Origin of the sequence: Sorangium sp. So ce726 (genome assembly GCF_051521405.1) — a bacterium.
GTDB lineage: Bacteria > Myxococcota_A > Polyangia > Polyangiales > Polyangiaceae > Sorangium.
Genome location: NZ_CP150349.1, coordinates 1,022,966 through 1,042,693, shown reverse-complemented (window position 1 = coordinate 1,042,693; position 19,728 = coordinate 1,022,966). Strand labels below are relative to the sequence as shown.

14 protein-coding genes are annotated in these 19,728 nt (G+C 71.3%); 5 read left to right on the top strand and 9 right to left on the bottom strand.

The annotated features are described in order from the left end of the window. The first annotated feature begins 241 nt into the window (after nucleotides 1-241). Both WME79_RS03860 and WME79_RS03855 read left to right on the top strand, forming a co-directional pair. Nucleotides 242-1,447, top strand: coding sequence for a hypothetical protein (locus WME79_RS03860; protein ID WP_437532041.1), 1,206 nt, complete (start codon nucleotides 242-244; stop codon nucleotides 1,445-1,447). A 527-nt stretch (nucleotides 1,448-1,974) separates the two neighbouring features. After that, a complete protein-coding gene (locus WME79_RS03855) occupies nucleotides 1,975-3,519 on the top strand; it encodes a M20/M25/M40 family metallo-hydrolase (protein WP_437532038.1) in 1,545 nt (514 codons plus the stop codon). Nucleotides 3,520-3,563: 44 nt separating this feature from the next. Here the strand turns inward: WME79_RS03855 and WME79_RS03850 are convergent, their stop codons facing one another. From WME79_RS03850 to WME79_RS03840, 3 genes are all read right to left on the bottom strand, one after another. Further along, a complete protein-coding gene (locus tag WME79_RS03850) occupies nucleotides 3,564-5,249 on the bottom strand; it encodes a hypothetical protein (RefSeq protein WP_437532036.1) in 1,686 nt (561 codons plus the stop codon). Between the two features lie 122 nt (nucleotides 5,250-5,371). Next, a complete protein-coding gene (locus WME79_RS03845) occupies nucleotides 5,372-6,691 on the bottom strand; it encodes a hypothetical protein (protein ID WP_437532033.1) in 1,320 nt (439 codons plus the stop codon). Between the two features lie 670 nt (nucleotides 6,692-7,361). Further along, complete coding sequence (locus WME79_RS03840; protein WP_437532031.1) at nucleotides 7,362-7,721, bottom strand: hypothetical protein; 360 nt, start codon at nucleotides 7,719-7,721, stop codon at nucleotides 7,362-7,364. Between WME79_RS03840 and WME79_RS03835 the strand changes: the two genes are divergently transcribed. Further along, complete coding sequence (locus WME79_RS03835) at nucleotides 7,702-8,406, top strand: hypothetical protein (RefSeq protein ID WP_437532028.1); 705 nt, start codon at nucleotides 7,702-7,704, stop codon at nucleotides 8,404-8,406. The genes WME79_RS03840 and WME79_RS03835 overlap by 20 nt on opposite strands. Before the next feature lie 132 nt (nucleotides 8,407-8,538). On the opposite strand, the gene WME79_RS03830 is transcribed toward WME79_RS03835, so the two are convergent. Further along, nucleotides 8,539-12,441: a serine/threonine-protein kinase gene (locus WME79_RS03830; RefSeq protein WP_437532025.1), complete on the bottom strand. Its 3,903-nt coding sequence runs from the start codon at nucleotides 12,439-12,441 to the stop codon at nucleotides 8,539-8,541. A gap of 526 nt (nucleotides 12,442-12,967) precedes the next feature. Between WME79_RS03830 and WME79_RS03825 the strand changes: the two genes are divergently transcribed. After that, on the top strand, nucleotides 12,968-14,200 hold the full coding sequence (locus WME79_RS03825; RefSeq protein WP_437532022.1) for a GAF domain-containing protein: 1,233 nt from the start codon (nucleotides 12,968-12,970) through the stop codon (nucleotides 14,198-14,200). Between the two features lie 54 nt (nucleotides 14,201-14,254). Next, nucleotides 14,255-14,782 carry an arsenate reductase ArsC gene (locus tag WME79_RS03820; RefSeq protein WP_437532019.1) on the top strand — a complete coding sequence of 176 codons (528 nt, stop codon included), beginning with the start codon at nucleotides 14,255-14,257 and terminating at the stop codon, nucleotides 14,780-14,782. A gap of 90 nt (nucleotides 14,783-14,872) precedes the next feature. Here the strand turns inward: WME79_RS03820 and WME79_RS03815 are convergent, their stop codons facing one another. The 5 genes from WME79_RS03815 to WME79_RS03795 form a co-directional block, all read right to left on the bottom strand. Next, nucleotides 14,873-15,808, bottom strand: a complete 936-nt coding sequence (locus WME79_RS03815; protein WP_437532016.1) for a hypothetical protein — start codon at nucleotides 15,806-15,808, stop codon at nucleotides 14,873-14,875. A 428-nt stretch (nucleotides 15,809-16,236) separates the two neighbouring features. Next, nucleotides 16,237-17,178, bottom strand: a complete 942-nt coding sequence (locus WME79_RS03810) for a hypothetical protein (RefSeq protein WP_437532014.1) — start codon at nucleotides 17,176-17,178, stop codon at nucleotides 16,237-16,239. Then, a complete protein-coding gene (locus WME79_RS03805; RefSeq protein WP_437532011.1) occupies nucleotides 17,175-17,747 on the bottom strand; it encodes an RNA polymerase sigma factor in 573 nt (190 codons plus the stop codon). Before WME79_RS03805 ends, WME79_RS03810 begins: the two co-directional genes overlap by 4 nt. Before the next feature lie 57 nt (nucleotides 17,748-17,804). Next, entirely contained in the window at nucleotides 17,805-18,863 is a 1,059-nt protein-coding gene (locus tag WME79_RS03800) for a hypothetical protein (protein WP_437532008.1), read from the bottom strand. A 223-nt stretch (nucleotides 18,864-19,086) separates the two neighbouring features. Then, nucleotides 19,087-19,581 (bottom strand): cupin domain-containing protein, encoded by a 495-nt coding sequence (locus tag WME79_RS03795; protein ID WP_437539753.1) that lies wholly within the window; start codon nucleotides 19,579-19,581, stop codon nucleotides 19,087-19,089. Between the last annotated feature and the right edge of the window lie 147 nt (nucleotides 19,582-19,728).

The following is a 19,728-nucleotide window of genomic DNA, read 5'->3' as shown; positions in this document are numbered from 1 at the left end:
CGCTTCCGCCCGGGCGGCCCGATGCGATGGGTCGGCCGGCGCGAGCTCGCCCCGCTCAGCGGCATGGTGGGAGGCAGTGGCCATCGTGCGCTGGACGGCGCGCAGGTGTCCCGCACGTCCCCACCACGAGATTGATGAGCCGCGGCGCCCCGGCGGACGCACTGCTGTCCAGGAAGTCGAGGGAATGCCACGACCGAGCCGGCGCTCGCCGGCGAGGCACGGCATGGCAACGGAGGAACCGATGGTCCGTAGGACTCGTATCGCGCTGGCGTCTCTCACGCTCGCGCTCCTTCCCGCCTGCGGCGAGGCCACGGCGACGGCCAACGCGGAGATGGCCCTGAGCGAGGAGCTCGGCGCCGCGGCGCTGGTCGAGGAGCACGACGAGGGGAATGTCGCCTGGCGGATCGACGGCGACGGCCAGGTGAAGGCCGCGATCACCGCAAGCTCCGGTGTGCGCATCAAGGAGGACGTCGGCGGCACGCTCGTCTGGAAGCTGCCGTCCGGAGAGGCGCGGACGATCCCGCTCGCGATCGACGCGAGGACGGGGCTCCTGGTCGCGGCGGGGCCGAAGCTCGAGGCGGACCTGACGGAGATCAGCTACACGCTCACGATCTCGGGCAAGCCGTGGAGCGGCGTGCTGCACGTGCCCGTGGGCGGCACGGCGGAGCTCGTGGCGAGCGCCAGGGTGAGCGCGGAGAGCAAGGTGTCCGAGGTCACGGTGGGCCCCCACGGCGGCTCCGTCCAGGTGGTCGGTGACGACCGGCTCGAGATGGTCGCCAACGAGGCCACGGGAGAGGTGCGCGTCTATGTGCTCGATGCTCACCTCAAGCCGGTCGCCATCGAGGGGCGAACGCTCAAGCTGGGTCTCGTGGCCGAGCGACCCGAGGTGCTGATCCTCGCGCCGGCCTCTGCTGGATTCTACTTCGTGGGCAAGCTCGCGGCGGTGGTGAACCCGCTCCGACTGACGGTCGCGCTCGGATTCCGCGGCACGACGCGCGTGGCGCTCTGGGGCTACCGGCCCGGCGTGCGCGTGATCGCGACGGCCGCGCGGGCGCCGCGGGTCAACATCCTCGTGAAGAGCTTCGCCGATGGGCCTGACGTCGACGTGCACACCGGCGCGCGCGCCGACGTGGATGTGAAGGTGCACGACCATGATCGCGGCGGCGACAAGGTCAAGGTCATGATCCACGACAACGACCATGGCGGCGGCGACAAGGTCAAGGTCATGATCCACGACAAGGATCATGGCGGCGACAAGGTCAAGGTCATGATCCACGACAAGGGTCATGGCAGCGGCAGCACCAAGGTCATGATCCATGACAAGGATCATGGCGGAGGCGGCACCAAGGTCATGATCCATGACAAGGACCATGGCGGCGGCAAGGCGAACGCGCATGGGAGCGGCGGCGGCGCGGCGAAGGCAGGCAGCGCCAAGGGCAAGCGCTGAGCTGCGCCGAGCCCCAGGTGCCGCCGTCGGGGCTTGACGTCCCCGAGACATCTGGACTTCCTTCCCCGGTGCGGCCCGAGGCAACGACAAGGCGGACTCCACCATCGTCGCCCGTTCGGGTCACCCGGCCCCTTGCCACCCCTCCTCCCCGTCAAGCATACTCCGATCACCAGGCGCCGTAAGAGCGCCCCAGTCGCTCGCGCCGCGTGCGGGACGAAGCGGAATGTCCCGGCCTTCGACCCTCGAACCAGGTACAACGCGAGTTCTTGACGAGCAGGGAACCGACGGTAGAGTACCGCCGACTGGCAAGCGCTCTTCCATCGCTCCTCGCGCGCGCCGGCCGTAAGAAGTCCCGTCGCAGCTGCACCGACGCACACGCTTTCCAGCGCTGGTGCTTCCGCATGCTGACACGGAGTTGAGCTCGCCTCGCCCGGGCGTTCCTCTGTTGCATTCATGCATGCACATGGCGATGCCCTGCCCGCCGGGCTCGCGACGGGTGACGATATCGAAGCGAGAGGTTGACAGCGATGCATACGAGAGTGCTCTGGGGCTCTGGCTTCGCTCTGTTGATCGGGTGTGCCATCGGTGTGCCGCTCAGCGCGGTCCTCGCCGACGAGCCCGAGAACACGGCAGGGTTCCGCAGGGCAGTGACCCTGGCGGGGATTCGCGAGCACCAGCTCGCGCTGCAGTGGATCGCGGACGCCAACGGAGGCAAGCGGATCGCCGGCACGCCCGGCCACGATACGTCGGCGAATTACGTCGCTGCCAGAGCGGCAGCGGCGGGGTACGACGTGAGCGATGACCACTTCGAATTCGAGCTCTCGACCGACCGAACACCGCCGATGTTCCATGTCGTATCGCCCAGCACGGTGACCTTCGAGGCTGGTCTTGACTATGCTACGATGAGATATTCCGGCTCGGGTGACGTGACCGCGCCGCTCTACGCGGTTGCATTGGAAGTGCCGTCTCGACCCGACCCCGGTCCACCCAGCGGCTGCCGGCCAGAAGACTTCGCGGGGTTCCCGGCAGGAGCGATCGCGCTCATTCAACGTGGCGGTCCTGGCTGCTTGTTCAGGCAGAAATACCAGAACGCGCTGGCTGCCGGCGCTGCGGGCGTGATCATCTTCAACACGGGGACTCCCAACCGGATTCACCTGAGCATCGGCACGCTCGGCGCTCCCCAGGGCCCGGTGCCCGCGATCATCACCAGCTTTCCCGTGGGGGACACCCTGAGGAACGGTGTCTTGAACGGCCCAACCGGTCTGACGGTGCGCCTCAGGGCCGACGTGTTCGCGGAGCGCCGGCAGACGCGCAACGTCATCGCGGAGACGCTGGACGGGGATCCAGATCATGTGATCGTGGTCGGCGCGCACCTCGACAGCGTCGAGAACGGCCCTGGGATGAACGACAACGGCAGCGGCTCCGCTGCCATCCTGGAGATCGCCGAGGCGTTCGCCTCTCAGCGACGCGAGCCGAGGAACAAGCTGCGCTTCATCTGGTTCAGCGCCGAGGAGCAAGGGACCATCCACCTCGGCGCGGACCACTACGTGGCGGGGCTTTCACAGCAGGAGAGGGATCAGATCGAGGTGATGCTGAACTTCGACATGCTCGGCTCGCCGAACTTCGTCCGGTTCGTGCACAACGGTACCGGCGCTCCGAGCGGCTCGCGCGCCATCGCGAAGGTATTCACCGACTATTTCGCGTCCCAGCGGCTCGCGAGCGCGCCGGCGCCGCTCGACGGTCGCTCTGACTACGCTCCGTTCCAGGCCATTAACATCCCGGTCGGCGGAGTGCACAGCGGCTTTGGCGGCTTGAAGACGGCAGGCGAGGCGCGCCGCTTCGGCGGCGTGGCCGGAGAGCAGTACGACGACTGCTACCATTTGAAGTGCGATAAGTTCGCCAACAACAGCGCCACCGGGCTCGACCAGCTATCGGACGCGGCGGCGCACGCGGTCCTCCTCTTCTCGAAGCGCAACTTCCGGAAAGACCCCCTCATGGACCCGCCGGCGGGGTCCGCCCAGCAAGCAGGCGACGCCGCGCCGATCCTCGCGGGCGACTCCGACGTCGAGTAGCAGCGGGCTCCGTCGCTGTCGCGCGCGCCAGCGGGCTCCCGCCCTCAGGGCGTGAACATGCCCGTGTACGTCTGTGACTGGGCCAGCGTCGCTCCTCGGTACTTGAAGGGCGCCTGTCGCGTGTGCGTGCCCAGGTACGCGGTGATCTGCACGCTGTAGTACCGCCCGCTCTCGAGCACGCCCTCCGGCACCTTGACCGTGGTCGCCGTGGTGTCGACGCTGAGCACGCTGGTGCGCTGGCTCAGCACCGCGCCGTCCGCGTCCTTGACGTCATCGTAAAGGAAGACGACGACGTGATAGCCGTCCGGCGCGCCCAGGTCCGGCGGCTCGAAGGTGATGGTCGGTGTCGCGCCGGCCCCCTCGGTCACCGTGTCCACTGGCAGGCTCACGCCGTCGATCCGCGGATCCCGCGGCAAGCCGAGCAGCGGCTCCACCGCCGCGCCGTTCGCGTCCTCGGCGCTCGTGGCGACCGAAACGAAGCCGCGCAGGCTGTCCTGGACCTCATCGACGGGATGCATCACCCGCGTGCGGAACGTCACCCTCACGTCGAGCAGCTCCATGCCTCTCTCGGCGTACGGATTGCCGTACTGGTACGTCGCCGCGTGGTCGCCGGGGTGGAACGTCGTCAAGGCAGCGTTGCACCCATCCGGGCAGAGCTCGGGCTCGCATGTGTTGTCCGTCGAGTAGCAGATCGGGTCGACCGGCTCCTGGCCGCTCGTGACCTGCGCCTGAAGCAACGTGGGTGTGCTTCCATAAAGGGGCACGCCGGTGCCGGGCTCCTGGTACATCGCCATCGAGGTGACCGTGCTCGAGAGGACGGCTGGCGCGTTCGCCGTCACCTGCGCGATGAACCGCGATATCCTGAGATCGGCCGCGAAGCTCGACAGCTCGAGCGGCGCAAACGAGCCGCCGAGGGCGATCGCCTCCCCGTCTTGCATGTTCACCTCCCGCGTCGAGAACGACGCTTCCGCCGCCTCGTAGGTGAACGAGGACCAGGGATCGTGCGGGTCCGCCTCCTCCGGCGGCGAGCCCACCTGGTGCTCGATGAGCTGGGTGACGTGCAGCACATCGCCCTGGGAGCCGTCGACCAGCGGCCGCCCGCCGTCGTGCGACGCCGGGAAGACCTTCGCCCGCCAGTTGAACGCCCAGCCCGAGCAGGCCGTGTCCCCGTCGGCGGGCGCGCCTTTCGTCCCCTCCTCCGGGACGAGCGAGGCGAGCGCGTCGACATTGAAGCTGTAGAGCTCGAGCCTGTCCTGGAGCGGCTGGACCACCGCGCCCTCCGTGTCGAAGCTGAACTGGTGCCAGGGCTTGAGCCCGTCCGCGGTGAGCGCAGCCTCGGTGTCCTGCGTCGCGTTGCCGTTGTCGGGCCGCCCGGAGTACGCGCGACCGAAATCGACGGTGCGCGCCGTCGCCTGCAGCATCGATCGGCTTTTCGGCGCGTTCGTCGCGCGCTCGTCCGGCGCGGTGGTCGTCACGATCCAGTACTCGCCCTCGGGCACCGCCGGGATCTCCCAGCGCGAGCCGTCAGCCGACAGCGCGCCCGGGAAGGTCTGCACCGCGCCGTCCGCGGCGATCACCTGGGCCTCGACGGACTCGTACTTCGACATGTCCCGGCTCACGGTGATCTCGCCGCCCTCGGTGACGTACCGATCGGTCAGGCCGAGGACCACGCCCTCGAACGGCTCTCCGTCATCTCCACATCCCGGGACGGCCGCAAGGATCGCTATCACCAGCACTGAAGAGAGATGAGTCCACGTGCGCATCGTCCCAGTAGACGAAAGCGTGAGGAAGCAGTGCAAGCGGAAAATTCCGCCCGGCTCGTTTCTCCCTCAGGCGCGCTCGCCGCGGCCGCTCACGCGGCGACGAGCATCCGTTCCCCGTCGCGCCGCGCCGCCGCCCACGTCTCGTCCCAGGCGGCGTCGGCCTCCGCGCGCCGGAGCCGGCCGAAGGCCTGCACCTCCTTCCGCTCGCCCTCGACCTCGGCGTCGTCCGCCGGCGGCGCCGGCGCCGGCCCGGTCATCGCGTCGCCGACCGCCTCGCGCACCTCGCGCCCACCCTCGGCCAGGCAGTAGGCGAGCACGCGCCACCCGAGCTCGGCGTGCAGCGCCTCGTCGCGCGCGATCTCGCCGAGCGCCGTGCGCACGCCCGCGTCCTTCGCGCCCGCCAGCGACCGGCGCGCCCGGGCCGCCGCCGCGCCCTCGCCAAGACAGCCGTCGTGCCACGCCTCGAGCGCCATCCGGACGAGCGCCGCCTGCCGGTCCGCGTCGCGCGCCGCCGGAGGCGGGAGAAGCGCTGGCCTCAGGCGCCACCCCGCGAGCGCGCTCGCGATCTCGCTGCACCGCGCCGTGTGGCGCACCTCATCGCCGAGCGCGGCGAGCGCCCGCGCCACGAGCGACGCGGGCGCCCCCACCGCCGCGAGGTCCCGCGCGAGGGCGAGGAACGCCGGGATCGAGCCGCACTCGGCCCGCGCGCTGTCCAGCCACGCAGCCGCGAGCGCCGCCCGGGTCGCGCGATCGAGCCGCGCCGGGGGCGACGCAGCGGGGCCCAGCCCGAGCACCGGCGGGAGCACCACCCCATCGGCCGTGCGCAGCGGCCGGCCGTCGATGGCATGGGACCGCTCTCCGAAGGGCCGATTGGCGCGGACACCCATGCCAAACATCCCCTCGGGGACGAACAGCTCGCCCGACACCGGAATGACCGCGCGCGCCGAAAAATCGACGACCACCGGCTCGAACAGGCTGGCCATCGCGCCGACGTGGAGGCCGTGCTGCGCCGGGAACTGGTCGCTGATGCGGGTGCGGTACGTCCAGCCGAGCTCACCGTCGATGCTGCAGGCGACCTCGGGGGAGTTGCCCGAGGTATCGCCGCCGCCGTGGCTACCGATCGCGAAGCGGCCGGCAGAGAAGTCGAGCCATGTCGCCTGCGCGAACGGACCGAATCCCATGTGCCCCGAGTCAAACGCTCCTGCGAAGCTGCCCTCCATGAGGAACGTCCCGCGGAGGTCGGCGCCAAGACCGAAGGCGAGCTTCTGGCCGAAGGAGACCGACACGGAGACCCCGACCGACATGGCGAAAGCATCGTCGTCGGCGCGCGCCTGGCCGGGCAGCGAGACGAGGGCGGCGACACCGAGGGCGGCGAGCGTGGGCGGGAGCGCGCGGGAACAAGAAGACATGGAACCTCCGTAAGCCAAAAGGGGAGCCAAGGATCGATCTCAGCTCCAAATTTACCAGAGGGCGCGAACCGGCACGACCTCGGTGGATGACGGAAAGCGGCTCTGGAGGACGGGAGCTCGCGCCGCGCAGTCCGCTCAGAGATCCATCTCGCCGCGCGACCGACGGCGAACGCGCTCGTGGCGGAGAAGGCGTCACGCGCAACAGAGCGCGACCTTCTGGGCGGGACCTCACATCCAAGAGCCCGCGAAAAAAGATTGACCCTCGACGCCGCGGCGTCGCCACATAGCCATCTGGGTGTTGCAAAAAGTTTGCCGAATTGAGAAATTCCCCTCGCCAGGCGGATGGGGCACCGGCGCGTTCGGCTGGGTCGCAGCCCCCTGTCTTTCGCCTGCTCGATCTCGGGGGTGCGGCCGGCAGCAACCACACGTCGGGCTCGGGGGGCGCAGGGCGGTGGGCTCCACGGCGATCGCGCCCGGCCGGGTCGATCGGGTCATCTCGTCCCCGATCGAACGGCCGTTGGTGATCGCGGGGCTCACCTCCTGCGACGACAGCACGCAGCGCCCCGAGGGCAGGACCTGCCGCGCGCCCTCCCATGCCAGTGACCCTCGCCGCTCCGCGGCTGCCCTTCCTGCTTAACACGAGAAAGGAAACGGAGACCATGACACGCACTTATCGCCACTTGATGCTGCCTCTGACCCTCGCGCTCTTCTCGCACGTGGTCGGCTGCTCCGGTTCAGACTCGGATGCGGACGCCTCGAGCGATGGATCGACCAGCACCTCATCCACCTCCGGCGGCAGCACCACCTCATCCACCTCCGGCGGCGGCACCTCATCCACCTCCGGCGGCGGCACCACCTCGTCCACCTCCGGCGGCAGCACCACCTCATCCACCTCCGGCGGCGACACCACCTCATCCACCTCGAGCGGCGACACCACCTCATCCACCTCGAGCGGCGACACCACCTCGTCCACCTCAGGCGGCGGGACGACCGAGAAATTCAGCTTCTTCGTGACCAGCCTCGCCGCCATGCGGGAGCTGTCGGGCTCCCAGGACGGCTTCGGGGGCGACCTCCGCTTCGGGGAGACGGGGGCAGGCGCCGGTCTCCGCGGCGCGGACAAGATCTGCGCGACGATCGCCGAGAAGAGCCTCCCGGGCGCAGGAAGCAAGATGTGGCGCGCGTTCCTGAGCGCCGCGGCAGGCGAGGACGGGAAGCAGGTCAACGCGATCGACCGGATCGGCGAGGGGCCCTGGTACGACCGGCTCGGCCGGCTGGTCGCGAACGAGAAGGAGGAGCTGCTCAACACGCGTCCCAGCGGGGCCGACGAGGCGATCATGAACGATCTGCCGAACGAGGACGGCGTCCCCAACCACCAGCCCGATCCAAACCAACCCGCTGTCGACAACCACGACACCCTGACGGGCTCCAACGCCCAGGGGCAGCTCCAGGGCGCCACGGCGACGTGCAAGGACTGGACGGCCAAGACGGGAGACAGGGCCGAGGGTGGACCGCAGCTTGGACACTCGTGGCCGCGGGGCGGCGGCGGCGGCCCGGGCGGGGGCGGGAGCGGGTCCCACTGGATAACGTCTCACAATGCACCGGGGTGCGCGCCGGGGGTCACCATCGTGGACGTAGGAGGCCCCCAGCAGGGCTCGAACACCGTCGGCGGCGGCGGCGGCTACGGCGGCATCTACTGCTTCGCCCTGACGCCCTGACGCAGGCAACCCGGCGCGCGCCGCCTCCCGGCCGACAACGCCATGCGCCGCCCCGAGCTGCCGGCTGAACGACGAGTTCATCGAGCTCACCGCGGGGGCGTCGTGCTGGATCGGGTACCCCTCTTCCCGGCGTCAGCGACCGCCGAAGCCGGGAGCGAACAGGGCCGTCATCCGATCCGGACGGCTGGCGCCGAGACGGACCATCGCGTCGTCGGCCGTCCGGACGAGCGCGCGGCCCTCATCACCGCCAAGCACCTCCCCTAGCCGCCTGCGCGCCGCCGCGGCGCTCAGCCCGATCTCGCTCGCGTCGAACCCGGCGATCGCCGCCTCCAGGTGCGTGCGCGCGAGCGCCGCGTCGCCGCGCGTCCAGGCGACGGCGGCCAGCGTGAGCCACGCCTGGGCGCTCGCCCAGCCCACCCGCTCCCGCAGGAGCACGCCGGCCACGCGCTCCGCGGTGCGCAGCAGCGGGGCCGGATCCGCCGCGCTCGCGACCGCGTCGAGCGCCGCCCGCCCGCGCAGCTCGATCGCGCCGATCCGCATCGGGCTCATGCGCAGGTACGTGGAGGCCTCGACCGTCGGCCACGCGGCCGTCAGCCGGCGCCACGCGGCGCCTGAGTCCTCGCAGTACAGATCGATGAGCACGCCCGCAAAGAGCCCAAAGAAGTGCTGCAGCTGGAACCCCTGCTGCCGCCATGCCGCGAGGGCCTCCGCGAGATCCGCGCGCGCACGCGCCGGGTCGTCCGCGGCGAGCGCGACCAGGGTGTGGCCCCCCGTGACCATGCGCAGCGACGTGACGGTATACCTGTCGCCGCGCGCCTCCGCTTCCTTGATCCAGGTGGAGAGGCGCTGGGCGAGCCTCCTCAGATCGCCGAGCTTGCTGAGCCCGATCATGCAGATGGTCTGCGCCGTGCCGATCTCCCAGGCCACCCCGGTGCACCGCTCGCGGAAGATGCGCTCTGCCTCCTCTGCGTGCATCACCGTCTCTCGAAACGACGTCTCGTGAGCGGCGATCGCCCGCTGGATCCGGAGGACGCCCTCGGCGCGCGCGTCGCCGGAGCGCTCGAGGAGCGGCGTCACCGCGGCGATGGCGCGCTCCACGGAGCTGCCCGCCGACTTGCCGATGATCGACGCGAACAGCGCCATGAACGCGAGCCCGAGCGCGACGCGCCCCGGCTCCCTCGCGGCCAGCGCGAGGAGGATGTGCTGCGCGTGAAAGCCCACCGCGCGCACCGGATCGACCGCGCAGAGCCCGAGAAACGCAGAGAAGCAGACGTCGACGCGGCGAAGCTCGCCGGGATCGATCTGGCTCGCGTCGCGCTCCTTGAACCCGAAGCCGCGCAGGGCGAGCCGCGTCCGGTGAACGAGCGCCGCGGCGAGGGCGCGACGCTTCGTCTCGGGGTAACGCAAGCCCGTCTCGGAGAGCACCTCCCGGAGCACCGCGACGCCCTCTTCCGTGTGGCCGCTCGTCAGGAGCTGCTCGGCCGCGAGGCGCTTGCAGTCGAGGACGACAGAGGCCGCCGCGGCGTCCGCCGCGCCGAGGTAGGCGCGGGCGGCGTCGGCGCCGCGGCCCGCGTTCGCGAGCGCATGGCCGAGCTGCAAGAGGAGCCCGTGCCGGCGCTCGCTGCCCGCCGGCGCGCAGTCGAGCGAGAGCTGGTAGAGCCGCGCCGCGTTCTCGAACGCGAGCGCAGCGGCGGCCCTGTCCGCCGCCTCCGCAGCGTACGCGCCCGCCCTGTCGACGTCGCCTGCGCCATGGAAGTGACGCGCGATCTGCTCGGGATCAGCGCGCCCCAGGGCCGCGAGCTCCTCGCCGAGGCGGCGGTGATGGTCCTTGAGCCGCGACGGCTCGATCTGACCGGACGCCGCCTCGCGCACCCGGTCGTGGTACGCCTCGACAGGATCGGCCTCCTCGAGCCCGCCGGTGCGGACCAGGTGCCATGTCCGCAACGCGTGCAGCGCCGAAGCGGCGTCCCCCTGCAACCCGGCGGCCCTGAGCGCGACGCGCTGCTCGATGGGGAGCCCGGCGACGGCGATCACCTCGAGGAGCCGCCGAGCGTCCGCCGGCAGATCCGCGAACCTCGCCAGGAGCAGCGCCTCCAGCGACACGGGCGGCGCCGGGGAACAGGCGTCCTCGTGACCCGGGTGAACCGGCGCTGTGCGGCCCAGGTGAAGCGCGAGCTCCGCCAGGAAGAAGGGGCTGCCCTCGGACTCGCGGGCGAGATCCGACGCCTTGTGCGAGGGGCCGTGGCCGCCCAGGAGCGAGCGAGCCAGCGACTCCGCTTCTTCACGAGCGAGCGGGCCGAGGCAGAGCTTCCGGTGCTCGGTGGCCCCCGTCCACCTGGGCGCCGGAGCGCCGAAGAGCTCCCGCAGGAATGGACTCGATGCCTCGTCCTCGGACCGATACACGCCGAGCATGAGCATCGAGGGCGGATCGGGCGGGCCGAGGAGGTCAGCGAGGAGCAGCGCGCTGTCGCGGTCGCCCCACTGCAGATCGTCGATGGACACGACGAGCGGCCCCTTGTCGGCGAGCGCCGACAGGAGCTCCTTCAGCGCTCGAAACGCGCGGAACCGGAGCTCCTGGGCGTCGTGGATCTCGAAGGCGCGCCGCGGGACGTCCTCGATCGCCGCGACGACGCGCAGGGCGGGGAACACGCGCACGAGCTCGTGGATCCCGCGCGGCAGGAGGCCCGCGGCCTCGGAGCGCGGCAGCCGCTTGAGATGGCGGCAGAGGGCGTCCAGCACGCTGTCAAAGGCCTTGAACGGGACGGACTCGCGCTCATAACACCGGCCCGCCAGGACCACCGCGGCGCGGCGGCTGCGCAAGTCGTCGAGGAAATGCTGGACCAGCGCCGACTTGCCCATGCCGGAGCGGCCATGGACGTAAACCGCCACCGGGCGGCCAGCTCGCGTCTCGTCGAACGCTCCCTGGAGCGCTCGCAGCTGCTCGCCGCGTCCCATGAACAGCGCGCGAGGGAGCGGCGTCGGCGCCTCGCCGCCAGGCGGCGGAGCGCCGGGCCGGGGAGCGGCGCCCGGCGCTGCCGCGAGGGCGACCGCCGCCTCGCGGAGGACGCGCAGCACGTCCGCGCCCGTGGCCCGCGCGCGCGGGTCGCGCTGGAGGAGCTGCAGGCACAGATCGCTCAGCGCCCGAGGTGCGTCCGGCGCGATGAGGTGAGGCGGCGGCAGCTCGCCGAACGCCTTGGCCTCGACGATGTCGAAGAGACTGCCGCTGAACGGGGTGCGGCCGGTGAGCGATACGTAAAGGATCGCGCCGACCGCGTACCAGTCCGCGGCGGCGGACAGCTCTCCACGCATGTGCTCCGGCGCCATGTAGATGGGCGTCCCGGCGACGGGGGCGTCTGTCTCGGCGGTCGCGAGCGCCGTCCTGCGAGCGCCGGTGTCGCGGGCGATGCCGAAGTCCAGCACGACCACCCGTCCGCTCTGGGCCACGAGCACGTTCGAGGGCTTGAGATCCAGGTGCAGCTTGCCCGCGCTGTGCAGCGCCTCGACGGCGTGCACCAGCTGTTCGAGCGCCTGGCAGAGGCGGGCCACGTCGACCTTGGGCTGTGACGCGGGCTCGCCGCCGGAGGCCGTCGGCGCCGCGTCGTCGTCGCGGGGCGAGGGCGCGCGGCCGTCGAGGTTCGCCTGACGGGTCGTGGCCGCCGCGGGGGAGGTCGGCTCCGGGACATGCGCCGGCGAGCCCGGGGCGGCGAGCTCGCCCCCGCGGACGTACCTGGTGAAGCTCACGCCGGAGACGAGCTCCATCGTGAAGAACCAGCGCCCCTGCGCGGAGATGAGCTCGTAAAGCGTCACCAGGTTCGGATGGGCGATGTCCGCGATGGCGCGGAACTCGTTCTTGAGGCGGAGGATGTCGGCGGCCTCCATCCGGAGCAGCGTCTTGAGCGCCACATCGGCGCAGCGAAGCCGATCGTGAGCGTGATAAACGACCCCCATGCCGCCCGCACCGAGGCGGGCGCGGATCTGGAAGCGGTCCGTGCCGCCGAACCCCTCGGCAGCCGGACCGTCAGCTTCGCTGTCCATCTGACCCATCCTGCCTCCGCGACGCGCCATCCTAAACAGCGCGCCCGCCGCGCGCCAGAGCGCACGCCGCGTCGGCGGCAGACGCCGGGGAGCCGTGGAGGCTGCCGGCGCCGCGATCAGCCCTGCCGCCGACGGCGGAGCGCCGCCCATCCTCCTCTGCGCGCCGCGGCGCGGTCACCGGGAGCCATCACGGCATGACGGCGAGCGAGCCCAACAGTCTTATCGAAAAGCGGATGACCACGCCCACCTCACGTGACAGGAGATCTCTTATGCGCCCGCCCCTCCGGAGAGGCGACGTCAACTCGAGAGTTCGATCGACACCCCAGGAATGCTCTCGGAGCTCCTGTCACCACGCGCAGCGCGCAGACCTCACCCCGGCGCAAAATCATCGAACAATGCGCGACTTCGGCATCGTTCCGGTGACATCGCCGCAAAATCGTTTTGGCAGATGCGCCGCTGAGATGTTGATTGCACAGGAGACGTATGCGCTGCATCATGGCCTCGCACCCTCTGCGCAAATCCAGACATGACGAGCAAGCTCGCACTTCGCTCTGTAGACGGTGTGCAGGAGCCACCTACAGAGATCCCCTGCTCCCCGCCCGGCGCCCCGACGCTGGCGCGCTGGAACGACGGTGAGTCGCGTGCGTTCGTCGAGGCGCTGACAACGGCGATGAAGGCAGACGACGCGGCGTGCGCCGGCCTCTCGCACGAGCAGCGATGGGCGCTGGCAGAACGCCTGGACGCCATGGTGCGGGAGACGCTGGAGCAGACCACCCAGCCCGAGGCGGCGACCGGCGCCGTCGGCTTCACGGCGCTCTACGATCTCTGCTGTGCGCTCAGCTTCGCGGCGAGCCTGGAAGAGATCGCGGAGATCGTCGCGGGCTATTCCCTGCCGCTCGGCGCAGAGGTGTGCATGCTCGTCACCTTCACGGGCCGAGGCGAGGAGGCGGCCGCCTCCGCCCAGCTCGCCGCGGCGTGGCCGCTCGGCGCGGAGCTCCCCGGCATCCAGGAGCGCTTTTCGTTGCGGGAGTCCCCGCTGCGCCAGCTCCTGCTCGCCCAGGAGCTCGTGATCTCGGAGGACGTCGCGCACAGCCATGCGATCGACGCGGCATCGCGGCGGGCGCTCCTCGCGGCGGGGTGGCGGTGCGTGCTGTCTGCGCCCCTCCTGCTCCGAGCGCGGCTGTCGGGGCGCCTGCTCCTGGCGTGGCCGGCGCCGCGCCGCTTCAGCGCCCAGGAGATGAGGCTCATCACGAGCCTCGCGAACCAGGCATCGGCCGTGGCGGAGCGCATCGTGCTGATGGAGGAGTCGGCGCGCCAGGTGCGCGAGCTGGAGCGGCTTCGCGCGGATCTCGAGGCCGCGATAAGCGCGCAGCGGGAGCTCGTCCGAGAGCTCAGCGCGCCGCTCATCCCGGTCGCCGACGGTGTGGTCGTGATGCCGCTCATCGGTCGGCTCGACGAGGCGCGCCTGAGCCAGGCCCGCCGCGTGCTCCTCGACGGCGCGGGGCGCGGCCGCGTGACCGCGGCCATCGTCGATCTCACCGGCGTGCCCGCGGTCGATCCGCCCGCGATCGATGGGTTCTCGCGGATCGCGCAGGGGCTCCACCTGCTGGGCGCTCGGACCGTGATCACCGGGATCCGCCCGGAGGTCGCGCGGGCGCTGGTCGATCTCGGCGCGAGCCTCGGCGGCTTCGCGGTCCGACCGACCGTCGAGCGCGGCATCGCGCTCGCCATGGGCCGATCGCTCCACCGGACAGCCTGACGAGCGGCCCGCCCGCGGCGGCGCACGCGCGAATGCAACGAAGAGGAGGCGCAGATGAGCACGACGAGCATTGATGTGAGAGCGCCGGCGCTTTCGTCCGCCGGCCATGCCGCCCCGAGGACACCGGCGGCGAGCGGCGCCGAGGCGCAGGCTCACGTTCTCTTCCTCTGTACCCACAACAGGGCGCGCTCTCAGCTCGCGGAGGGCATCCTGCGGCACCTGAGCTACGACCGGATCAAGGCGTCCAGCGCGGGCTCCGAGCCGTCGATCATCCACCCCCTCTCGGTGCGCACCCTCGCGTCGATGGGCATCGACGCCAGCGGGCAGCGATCCAAACACATGGATGAGCTCGCCGGCCAGCGCTTCGATTACGTCGTGACGGTCTGCGACCGCGTGCGCGAGGTGTGCCCCACTTTCCCCGGCGCCCCGGAGAGGCTCCACTGGAGCCTCTCCGACCCGACCGCGGTCGTGGGCTCGGAGCCCGCGCTGCGCATGGCCTTCCAGCAGACCGCGCGACAGCTGGAGATGCGGATTCACCAGCTCATCACGCGCATCGCGGCGAGCCGGCGCGCAGAGCGCTGAGGTCGGCTCTGCGCTCCGGACGGGTGGGCTGGGTCAAGGAGAGAGGGGGAGACGCCGTCCGCTGGCGTCTCTGAGGAGCGGGCTCCGCGATCAGTCGCAGGGCCCGAGGTCGGCCCACTCGGCCGGGCACCAGAAGGTCGGGTTGCTGGGCGGGCAGCTCGGGTGCGACCACCAGATCTGCTGGGTCGCCGACCAGAGGTGGCCTCCATCGGTGACCAGCGTGGAGGGCGTATACACCTGTGCCGACAACCACGCGGGCACGCCGCTGCAGGAGTTCGCGGGCGACGTGCAGGCCTCCCAGGTCGACGGCGACGCGCTGAGGTTCTTGTTCTGGTAGACGTAGGGAGCGGCGTCGTGGAATGACCAGGTGCTCGCGCCCGACATGTTCTGCCAGGCGCCCGAGGTCGTCTTCACCTGCTGGCGAAGCATCTTGATGGGCGCCTCGCAGGAGACCTGCGGCTCGGGGTACTGCGGGCCCACGTCGGCGAAATGCTCGATGTCGTGCGCGTACATCTCGACGGTGCTTCGCGCGTCCTGGGCGAGGAACTGCCAGCCGGCGCCGTCCTTCATGTCGACATAGAGGCAGAGCTGGGCGCCGGTCACGCTCGCGACGCGCTCGGGCGTGCACCACTCGTACTTGAAGACGACCTGCTGCCCGGGCTGCAGATCGCCGAGCGAGCCGCCGCAGGTGCCCCCCGAGCCCCACTGGGTGTTGCAGCTCGAATGATTCCCTGTAACGCCGTTGTCATCTCCGAAGTAGTAGACGAACCACCCGTCCGGGCTGTGGTAAATGCCGGACTCCAGATTGTAGTACCACTGGCCCACCGCGGTCCAGGCCGTGGACTCGTTCAGAAGCTCGGGGACCTGCCACTCGATGAGCCAGCCGCGGGTATCCCCGACGGTGCCCGTGTAGCTGCTCGTCAGATCGTAAGTTCCGCGCTGGCTCGCCACCCCGAGGCTCTCCTCTTCGTCCGCGCTGGCACCGGCGGTGCATGCGGCGGCGCCGAGGGCTCCGAGGAGCAACATCGCCGCGCCAATTCGCGGCAGGACAGCGCGTGACGGACGGAGAGAACAGGGTTGCATCGACAGAGTGCTCTTCTCGATCATAAGGATTCTCCTGAGAGCGATGTTTTCCCCCGCGGCGCTGAATAGCGCGGACCGAGGCCGCCCACCGTTAAGTCGTGTTAAGGCGAACGACGTGATTCAGGGGTGAGGCGCTGGGCGCGCGCGGGGCAGGCCGATGCGCTGGTGGCGGCGTGGAGAGCAGCTCAGCCCGCGTCTGCGTCGATGATCTCGATGCGGTTCCCGAACGGATCGTCGGTGTGGAACCGCCGCACGCAAGAGATTCGCGGCGCGCCACGGGAGCGAGGCGCGCGAGGAGAAGCGATTCGACATGGGTTGTCTCCATCGAAAGGACCGCATCGTGCGGTCGTTGAGTACGTGGAGAGACCAGTTCAATTTTTGGGCGATGGTTGCGCGAGGCCGAGCGATTCGAGCCTGCCGCGGTATGCCGAGCCGGGAAATCGATCGAGCAGGCTCGCTGCGCGGGCGCGCGCCTCGGCCGCCCGGCCGAGGGCGAGCAGGGCGCGGATGGCGATGATCTCGCGCTCCTGAGCGAGCGCGCCGGCGGGGAAGCGCCGCGCATGCTCGACCGTGAGCGCGAGGGCCGAACCCGGGTCGGTGCCGAGCGCGTCCTGCGCGCGATGGAGCAGCTGGATCTCGGTCTCCGCCTCCTCCGCGGCGCCGGCGGGAAGAGGGCCCGCGCTCGCGGGAGCCCCGCCGTTCAGCGCGCCCGATAGGGGGATCGCCGCCTCCTCGCCGCTCCGCGCTGCAGCGCTGGCGCGCGGGAGGAGCTCGCCGTGCGGCGCGATCGCGCTCGCGGGCTCGCTCGCCGCGCCGCGGGCGGCCTCCGGTCCAGCGTATCCGGCGTCATCGAGGCCGGGATCCGCGGGTGGCGAGGGGGTGGGCGCGGGCACGGCGACGCTCGGCCCAGCGGCGCTCGCGCCCGCGGCGACCGCGATGGCGCCGGGCGCGGCGTCGCGCGGCTCGGTAGCGGCGTCGCGCCACCACACGCCGCCCACGACGCCGAGCCCGAGGAGCGCGCCCAGGAGCGCGCTGGAGATCACCGAAGGCCCGGCGGCGGCGGCGAGGTGCCCGGGCGCGACCGGAGGCGACGGGGGCGGCGAAGCGACCTGGGGCGCCCCGGCCGGCGGCGAAGCGCCCGGCGGCGAGCCGCCCGAGGGCGGGAGCGGCCCGAGCGGGAGGCGCGCGGCGAGGCGCGCGAGCTCCGAAGGCCCCGGGAGCTCGCGCTGGCCCGCGCGCAGGACGGCGCGCACGGCGCCGGTCGTGCCAGAGGACGCGTCGGAGAGCCGCGGCGGATCCTTCGGTTTGCTCAAGGCACGCTCCTCCCGGCCGTCGCGCGCCGCAGGGCGGCCTCGACCACCCGGCGCGCCGCGTAGAGCCGCGCGTACGCCGTCTGGAGCGGGCAGCCCACCGCCTCGGCGACCTCCGTCATCGGCAGCTCCTCCAGCTCGAAGAGCACGAACACCGCGCGCTTGTCGTCGTCGAGCGTCTGCACGCACGCGTCGAGGAGCGCGCGCGCCTGATGCTCCTCGAGCGCCCCGTGCTGGTCCTCGGGCGCTACCTGCTCGGGCAGCTCGGCGCGCGTGGACTCACGGCGCCGGTGGGCGCGCTTGCGGTAATCGGCGGCCACCCGGACACAGATACCGTAGATCCACGTCTGGACCGACGATCGCCCCTCGAAGCTCGCGAGGCGACGGTGGACGATCATGAAGACCTCCTGGCAGACGTCCTCCGCGTCGGCCTCGTGGACACCGAGCCGCCTCAGCGCCCGCCACACGAAGGGCGCGTGATCGAAGAAGAGCTGCTCGAAGGACGGGGCCGGGCCTCCCTGCGCGGCGATCGCGCGCGGCGGGTCTTCGCACGCGGTGGCGAGCAGGGGCATGCGCTGGGGTGAGTGGACGCCTGGCAGGCGTGTTTTGAGACAATCGACGTGGCCCGGTCACGGCAGCTCGAGGCCGAGGCCGAGGTCAAGGATCGCCGACACCGGCGACGCATGAAAGACGTCGCGCCGCTCCCCCGCCTCGTCGGTGTAAAAATACACATCGCGCACGATCGGCACCGCGATCCCGAGCCCGACGGCCCCGAACAGCGGGCCCACGAAGCGCCGCCGCACGCGCGTGTCGAGGCTCAGATCGAACACGAGCCGCTCGTGGCGGAACCTGCTCGGCACCGCGGCTCCCTCGACGCGCAGCGATCCCACCATCGCGCCGGCGCAGCCCGAGAGCGCCGTCCCGCCGCGCGCGATCTCGACGGGGCACACGGACAGCCTCCCGTACGCGAGCAAGAACGCGGGCGATCCGGGCGCCTCGCCCGCGACCGAGCTCTTCCACAGCGCGCCGCCCAGCTCGAACCCCGGCCCGCGCGGCGGCGTCGCGTGCGCGCGAACCCCGACCCCGACGTTCGCGGGCCCAGGCGTGAGCCCGAGCCCGCCCACCGCCTCCACCGCGCCTCCCACCCGCCAGGGAGCGCTCGGCGCCGCTGGAGCAGGCGGACACGCCGGAGGCGCGGCAGCGTTCGTCGCGCTCGGGGGCTGCGGGGCAGGCCGCGCCGCCGCGCCCGTGCCCGGCGCTCCCCAGGCGGCGGCCGCGGCCGGGCCGCCGGGGCGCACGAGCGAGGCGTCCGGGTCGACGAGCAATGCGATCACGAGCTCGAGCTGATCGTCGATCGTCCGACAATCGACCTGCTCGGCCTCGATCTCCCGCGACCCGATCGCCGCACCGCCCTCGCCGAAGACCCGGATCGTCGCCCGCCAGACGCCCGCCTCCTGCGAGCGCTCGATCCGCCCTTCGATGGCCACCTCGCCGCGGGTGGGCGGCACGAACGCCGCGCGCCCGAGCCGCCGCTCCACGGCCTGCGCGAGCGTCCGCGCGTCGATGCACGCCTCGGCCCCGGGCATCCTCACCCACGCGAGCGACGAGGTGCGCGGGGCCGCACCTGCGGGACGACCGAAGCTGCCCAGCGCGGCCCCGACGAGGAGCGCGAGCGCCGCGGATCTCATGCGGCAGCTTATCCAGGCGATCGCCGACGCCGTCAAGCGCCGGACGCGTCGCGGTCGCGAGAGCAAGCGCGGCACAACATCGCTGTCACAAGACAGCGAGAGACAACGAGACAGCAGCTGCCCGGACCTTGGCTTGAAATACCCCACGAAACTGGCGTCGCCGAGCGCCCCAGCGGCCGATGCGGTCTCCCTCCGGGAGACATCGATTCAACCGGAGGCCCGCTCATCGGCGCGCCGTCTCCCATTCGGGGCTGCTCAGGAAGTACGTATCGTAGAGCTCCTGCACGTCGCGCAAGGTCTCGGGCGGCTCCTCGCCGTAGGCGATGCGCGTCAGCTTGCGGAAGTAGTCGAAGCGCTCGACCCCTGGGGTGATGACGACCAGGAGCTCTGCGCCCTTGCCGCGCGCGGCGGCGAACGCGTGGGCGACCCGCGGAGGGACCACGAGAAGATCGCCCTTCTCGGCCGTCACGATGTCGCTCCCCGAGAGGACCTGCACGGCGCCGTCGAGCACATAGAACATCTCGGCCGAGGCGTCGTGACGATGGGGCCGCGCGCCGTCCGCGTCCTTCGCGAGCGTCACACGTACTGTGGAGAGAGCTCCGCCTGTCGCGCTGCTGTCCGCGAGGAGCTGGATCCGCGCGGCGGGAGAGCCGACGATCTCAGCGTCAGCGCCACGGACGACGACCGACCGATCGAAACAAGGCTGGATGATCGACATGCCGCCCAGTGAAGCACCCGTGGAGAGAGCGCTCACCTGGAAAAACGTACGGAGCGCTCCCGCAGGTTGTGGGAGGAGCTCGCCCCTTCGATGGCGGATGCTTTGTGGAGCGGATGGAGGTGATGTCGCTGTTCCAGGAGGTGGACA